Annotated in this window: 5 protein-coding genes; 3 read left to right on the top strand and 2 right to left on the bottom strand. The window is 74.2% G+C overall.

The features are described from left to right. The first annotated feature begins 33 nt into the window (after positions 1-33). Entirely contained in the window at positions 34-1125 is a 1092-nt protein-coding gene (locus tag AOK03_RS36010) for an alpha/beta fold hydrolase (protein WP_055569596.1), read from the top strand. A gap of 16 nt (positions 1126-1141) precedes the next feature. Here AOK03_RS36010 and AOK03_RS36005 read toward each other — a convergent pair whose 3' ends face one another. Further along, positions 1142-2542 carry a sensor histidine kinase gene (locus AOK03_RS36005; protein ID WP_055569595.1) on the bottom strand — a complete coding sequence of 467 codons (1401 nt, stop codon included), beginning with the start codon at positions 2540-2542 and terminating at the stop codon, positions 1142-1144. Continuing rightward, a complete protein-coding gene (locus tag AOK03_RS36000; protein WP_055569594.1) occupies positions 2539-3279 on the bottom strand; it encodes a response regulator transcription factor in 741 nt (246 codons plus the stop codon). The genes AOK03_RS36005 and AOK03_RS36000 overlap by 4 nt, the downstream gene beginning before the upstream one ends. Before the next feature lie 64 nt (positions 3280-3343). On the opposite strand from AOK03_RS36000, the gene AOK03_RS35995 reads away from it, so the two are divergent. Beyond that, positions 3344-4516, top strand: a complete 1173-nt coding sequence (locus tag AOK03_RS35995; RefSeq protein ID WP_055569593.1) for a UDP-N-acetylglucosamine--N-acetylmuramyl-(pentapeptide) pyrophosphoryl-undecaprenol N-acetylglucosamine transferase — start codon at positions 3344-3346, stop codon at positions 4514-4516. After that, positions 4513-5523: an SDR family NAD(P)-dependent oxidoreductase gene (locus AOK03_RS35990; protein WP_055569592.1), complete on the top strand. Its 1011-nt coding sequence runs from the start codon at positions 4513-4515 to the stop codon at positions 5521-5523. Before AOK03_RS35995 ends, AOK03_RS35990 begins: the two co-directional genes overlap by 4 nt. Positions 5524-5546: the final 23 nt, after the last annotated feature.

The following is a 5546-nucleotide window of genomic DNA, read 5'->3' as shown; positions in this document are numbered from 1 at the left end:
AGATGTGTATAGGAGGCAGCCCCAGGAGACTCCGTGAGCTCGACCGGTCACGCCCGCACCGCCGCCTTCGCCATCGGAGCCGCCACCTGCACCGTCCTCGGCGCACTCCTGGTGGGCGGCTCCGGCGAGGTGAGTGCGAGCCCGCCGCCCGAGCCCAAGGTGCAGGACGACTTCGACTCGCTCGGCCCCGAGGTCCGCGCCGCGAAGCTCTCCGACGGACGTACCGCGCACTACTCGGACACCGGCGAGAAGGACGGCAAGCCCGTCCTGTTCATCGGCGGCACCGGCACGAGCGCCCGCGCCTCGCACATGACGGACTTCTTCCGCACCACGCGCGAGGACCTGGGCCTGCGGCTCATCTCCGTGGAGCGCAACGGCTTCGGCGACACCGCGTTCGACAAGAACCTGGGCAAGGCCGACTTCGCGAAGGACGCCCTTCAGGTTCTCGACAAGCTCGGTGTCGACGACGTGTCCGTCGTCGCGATATCCGGCGGCGGCCCCTACGCCGCCGAGCTCGCCGCCCGGGCCCCCGAGCGGATCTCACAGCTCCACCTCGCCGCCGCCCTGCCCCCCTACGGCACGAAGCCCGAGTACTGCGGCCTCTCCGACGACGCGCTCGCCGCCGCCGTGAAGGACCAGATCAAGGACCCGCGCAAGTGGTGGGCCTTCCCCGACGACAGCCCCGTGAAGTCCATCCCCGGCTTCGCCGACACGGCGTACGAGGAAGGCGCGCGCACCTACAACCAGCGCGGCCAGCAGGCCGACCCCGCACCCCAGGTGCACGAGCAGAAGCTGTACTGCGGACGCCCGGGCCCCGACCTGTCGGAGCTGGACGCCCCCGTCTACCTCTACGGCGGCAAGAAGGACACCACCGTGCCGCCCGCGACCCTGAAGGCATGGCAGCAGGAGCTGCCGGACACGGCGAAGGTGCGCACCTACGCGGACTCCGGGCACGACGTGCAGTACCGCCACTGGGACCAGATCCTGGTCGACCTGGCCGGGCACGGGGACCGCACCGTGGTGTGCAAGGGCGACAAGACCCGCGTGCTCGTCGCCCGCGAGGCCGACCGGCTCGTCGCCAAGGGCAGGGCCACGCTCGGCAGCTGCGCCTGGGCGAAGAAGTAGGGAGCGGCCGGGGCGGCTACGGGCCCGGCAGGGTCAGGCGGAAGAGCGCTCCGCCGCCCGGCGCCCCTTCCGCCGTGAGCTCCGCCCCGTGGGCGTGCGCGATCTGGCGCGCCATCGCCAGGCCCAGGCCCGAGCCGGGTAGCGCGCGCGCCTTCTCCGCGCGGTAGAAGCGGTCGAAGACGTACGGCAGGTCCTCCTCCGCGATCCCCGGCCCGTGGTCGCGCACGGTCAGCGCGTCGCGGGTCAGCGCGACCTCGACCGGGCCGCCCGGCGGGCTGAACTTGGCCGCGTTGTCGACGAGGTTGGTGAGGAGCCGGGACAGCCGCGCCGGTACGCCGGGCACGCTCAGCTCGGCCGCCTCCGGCGCCACCTGGAGCAGGAAGGAGATCGCGGGCCAGTGGCCGCGGGCCGCTTCGACCGCGTGGGCGGCCAGCGGGGCCAGCCGTACCTCTTCGAGCAGGGGCTGCGGCTCCGCGTCCCTGGCCAGCTCGATCAAGTCGTTGACCATGCCGGTGACTTCGCGCAGCTGCCGCCCGAGCGCACCGGACGCCCGCGCGCGCTGGGCGTCCGTCAGCCGGTCGGCCCTGGCGAGGAGTTCCGCGTTCGTGCGCAGCGCGGTCAGCGGGGTGCGCAGCTCGTGCGAGGCGTCGGCGACCAGTCGGCGGCGGGCCGCGACGGACTCCTCCAGCTCGGCGAGCATCGTGTTGAACGAGGTGGCCAGGCGGGTCACTTCGTCCTCGTGGCCCTCGCGGGCCGGCCGCCCCGGGGGCAGCTCGATGCGGTGGCGGGCGTCGCGGGTGGCGGCGATGCGCTCGGCGGTGGCCGTGAGGCGGGTGATCGGCGCCAGGCCCGTGCGGGACACCCAGTAGCCGCCGACCGCGGAGAGCAGCACACCGGCGCCGCCCACCGCGGCGAGCAGCGACGCGGCCTGGCGCACGCCGCGTTCGGCGATGTCCGCGCGCAGGGCGACCTGCACGGCCTCGCCCTCCTTGCCGAACGTGGTGGTGTACATCCGGCCCGGCTTGCCGCCGGGGAGCGTGAAGTTCGAGTAGTACGGGGAGTGGTGGCCGTCGGCGACCGAGCGCGTCAGCCCCGACACGGGCAGCAGGTACGGCTTCGCCGGGTCGTCCTTCGCGTCCGCGGGGACGATCTGCGAGCAGGCGGGCGCGCCGAGGAACCGGCACTCGCCCGTCATGACGCCCGGCCCCTCGGTGCGGTGCTGCTGGGCGATGAGCGTCGCCGACTGGGCGAGGTTCTGGTCGAGCTGCTGGTACAGCTTGTAGCGGATCACGAAGAACGCGGCGAGGCACACCCCGATCGCCACCACGGCCACGGCGGCCGCGGCGACCACCGCGAGGCGGGTGCGCAGCGGCCTGCGGCGCCGCCACCGCGCGCCGAGCCTGCGCCGCGCGCTCACGGGGAGCCCAGCCGGTAGCCGATGCCGTGCACCGTGTGGACGAGGCGGGGCTCCCCGCCCGATTCCAGCTTCCGGCGCAGATAACCCACGTACACGGCGAGGGAGTTGGAGTCGGGGCCGAAGTCGCGGCCCCACACCGCCTGCTGGATCAGCTCGCGCGGCAGGACCTGGCCCGCGTTGCGCAGCAGCAGTTCGAGCAGGACGGCCTCCGTGCGGCTGAACTCGACCCGGCGCCCGCCGCGGCGGCCGGTGCGCGTCGCGGGGTCCAGGACGAGATCGCCGTACGCGAGGTCGTCGCCGTCGTCCGCCGCGCGCTCCGGCGTGGCGCGCCGCAGCAGGGCCCGGACCCGGGCGACCAGCTCGTCCAGGGCGAACGGCTTGACCAGGTAGTCGTCGGCGCCCGCGTCCAGGCCGTCGACGCGCTCGCTCACCGAGTCCAGGGCCGTCAGCACGAGGACCGGGGTGCGGTCGCCCGCGGCGCGCAGCTGACGGCAGACCGCGAGGCCGTCCATGACCGGCATCAGGACGTCGAGGACCACCAGGTCCGGCTGCCAGCGGGCCACCGCCGTGAGCGCGCGGTGGCCGTCCGCCGCGCCCCGCACGTGATGGCCCTCGACCGTCAGGGCGTCCTCGACGGCGGCGCGGACCTCGGGGTCGTCGTCGACGACCAGGATCCGGTGCGCCGTCCCGCCCGCGCCCGGCGGGCCGCCCTTGCTGGTCACGCTCGTGAAGCTCATGGTCCAAAGGTGCCAAACGCGGCTCTTAAAACCCTCTTAGACCCTCGCGTGATGCTCCACTGCCATGCGAACCACTCACTCCGATCCCTCGGGGCACTCCGGCCTCTCCGTCGTGATCGGCGCGGGCGGCACCGGTGGGCACATCTATCCCGGTCTCGCCCTCGCCGACGCGCTGCGCCGGGCCGTGCCGGGCGCGGTGATCTCCTTCGTCGGCACCGAACGGGGCCTGGAGACCCGGCTGATACCGGACGCCGGGTACCGCCTCCACACCGTCGACATGATCCCCTTCGACCCGTCGCTCGGCGCCCGCCGCTATCTGCTGCCCGCCGCGCTGCTGAAGTCCGGCGCCCAGTGCCGGGCCATCCTGCGCGAGCAGGGCGCACAGGTCGCCGTCGGCATGGGCGGCTACCCCAGCGCCCCCGTCATCGTCGGCGCCCGCATGGCGGGGCTGCCCAGCCTCATCCACGAGTCCAACGCCGTACCGGGCCGCGCCAACCGCTTCGCGGCCCGGCTCACCCCGAACATCGCGGTGGCCTTCGACCGCAGCCGCGCCCATCTGCCCGGCGGCGAGCGCGCGCACACCACCGGCATGCCGATCGCGGCGCCGCTCGCCGCGCTGGACCGGGCCGCGCTGCGCCCGGAGGCGCGGCGTGAGCTCGGCGTGCCGCCGGGCGCCCGGCTGATCCTCTTCAACGGCGGCAGCCTCGGCGCGGCCCGCCTCACCGCGGCGGCGGTCGGCCTCGCCGCGCGCTGGCGGGACCGACGGGACGTACACCTCCTCATCAAGACGGGTCCCGCGGCCCTGGAGGAGACGCGGGCCCGGCTCGCCGCCGAGGGCGGTGACGCGGTCGCCCGCGCCGTCCCCTACCTCGACCGCATGGACCTCTCCTACGCCGCCGCCGACCTCGTCGTGTGCCGCGCGGGCTCGGCGACGGTCGCCGAACTGGCCGCCACCGGCGTCCCCGCCGTCCTCGTGCCCTATCCGCACGCGCCCGGCGACCACCAGACCCACAACGCCCGGGTCCTGTCCGACGCGGGCGCGGGCCTCCTGCTGCCCGACGCGGAGACCACCGACGACCGGCTCGCGCAACTGCTCGGCCCGCTCCTCGCGGACCCGGTGCGGCTCGCCGCGATGAGCGGCGCCGCGGACCCCGGACCGCACGCCCGCGCCGCCGACCTGCTCGCCGAGCGGGTCCTCCGGCTCGCCCACGCAACCCCTCACCTGGAGTACGCATGAACACGTCCGCCGCCACCCCGTTCTCCTGGCAGGACCGCACCGTCCTCGTCACCGGTGCCGAGGGCTTCATCGGCTCGACGCTCGTCGACCAGCTCCTCGACGCGGGCGCGAAGGTCCGCGCCTTCGTGCACTACAAGCCCTACGCGGAGAAGGGGCATCTGGCCCACCTCCTCGGCGACCCGCGGGTCGAGATGATCGCGGGCGACGTGCGGGACGCGGGGCGCGTGATGGACGCGGTCGCCGGGTGCGACACCGTCTTCCACCTCGCCGCGCTGATCGGCATCCCGTACTCGTACGACTCACCCGGCGCGTACGTCCAGACGAACGTGGTCGGCACCGAGAACGTCGCGGAGGCGTGCCGCAGGCACTCCGTGCGGCGCATGGTGCACACGTCCACGAGCGAGGTGTACGGGACGGCGCTGACGGCTCCGATCGCCGAGTCGCACCCGCTCCAGCCGCAGTCGCCGTACTCCGCCTCGAAGATCGGCGCCGACATGATGGCGCTCTCGCACTGGCACGCCTTCGAGCTGCCGGTGACGGTGGTGCGGCCCTTCAACACGTACGGCCCGCGCCAGTCGGCCCGTGCGGTCATCCCCACGATCCTCGCCCAACTGCACTCCGGTGCCCGGGAGATCAAGCTGGGCTCGCTGACGCCGACGCGGGACTTCACGTACGTGACGGACACGGCGCGCGGCTTCATGGCGATGGCGGTCGCCGACCGGGCGCTCGGCCACGCGGTGAACCTCGGCGTGGGCCGGGAGATCTCCATCGGCGACCTCGCCGAGGCGCTGATCGCGGCGTCGGGGCGGGACGCGTCCGTGGTGGTCGACCCGGCGCGGCTGCGTCCCTCGGGGAGCGAGGTGGAGCGGCTCCTCTCGGACAACACGCGGGCGCGGGAGTGGGCGGGGTGGGTGCCGGAGGTCTCCCTCGTGGAGGGGCTCAAGCACACGTCGGCCTGGGTTGCCGAGAACCTGGGGCTGTTCGCTCCTGAGCGGTATCAGGTCTGATGCTCGGCTGCGGGTGTGTGGGG

It is taken from the genome of Streptomyces atriruber (genome assembly GCF_001418325.1).
In the GTDB taxonomy this organism is placed as follows: Bacteria; Actinomycetota; Actinomycetes; order Streptomycetales; family Streptomycetaceae; genus Streptomyces; species Streptomyces atriruber.
Note: the sequence above shows the minus strand (reverse complement) of the source record. Positions and strands in the feature narration are given on the sequence as shown.

Bases quoted from the DNA above. Each gene is read 5' to 3' on its own strand.
- AOK03_RS36000 (WP_055569594.1), bottom strand. From the start codon at position 3,279: ATGAGCTTCACGAGCGTGACCAGCAAGGGCGGCCCGCCGGGCGCGGGC.
- AOK03_RS35995 (WP_055569593.1), top strand. From the start codon at position 3,344: ATGCGAACCACTCACTCCGATCCCTCGGGGCACTCCGGCCTCTCCGTC.
- AOK03_RS35990 (WP_055569592.1), top strand. From the start codon at position 4,513: ATGAACACGTCCGCCGCCACCCCGTTCTCCTGGCAGGACCGCACCGTC.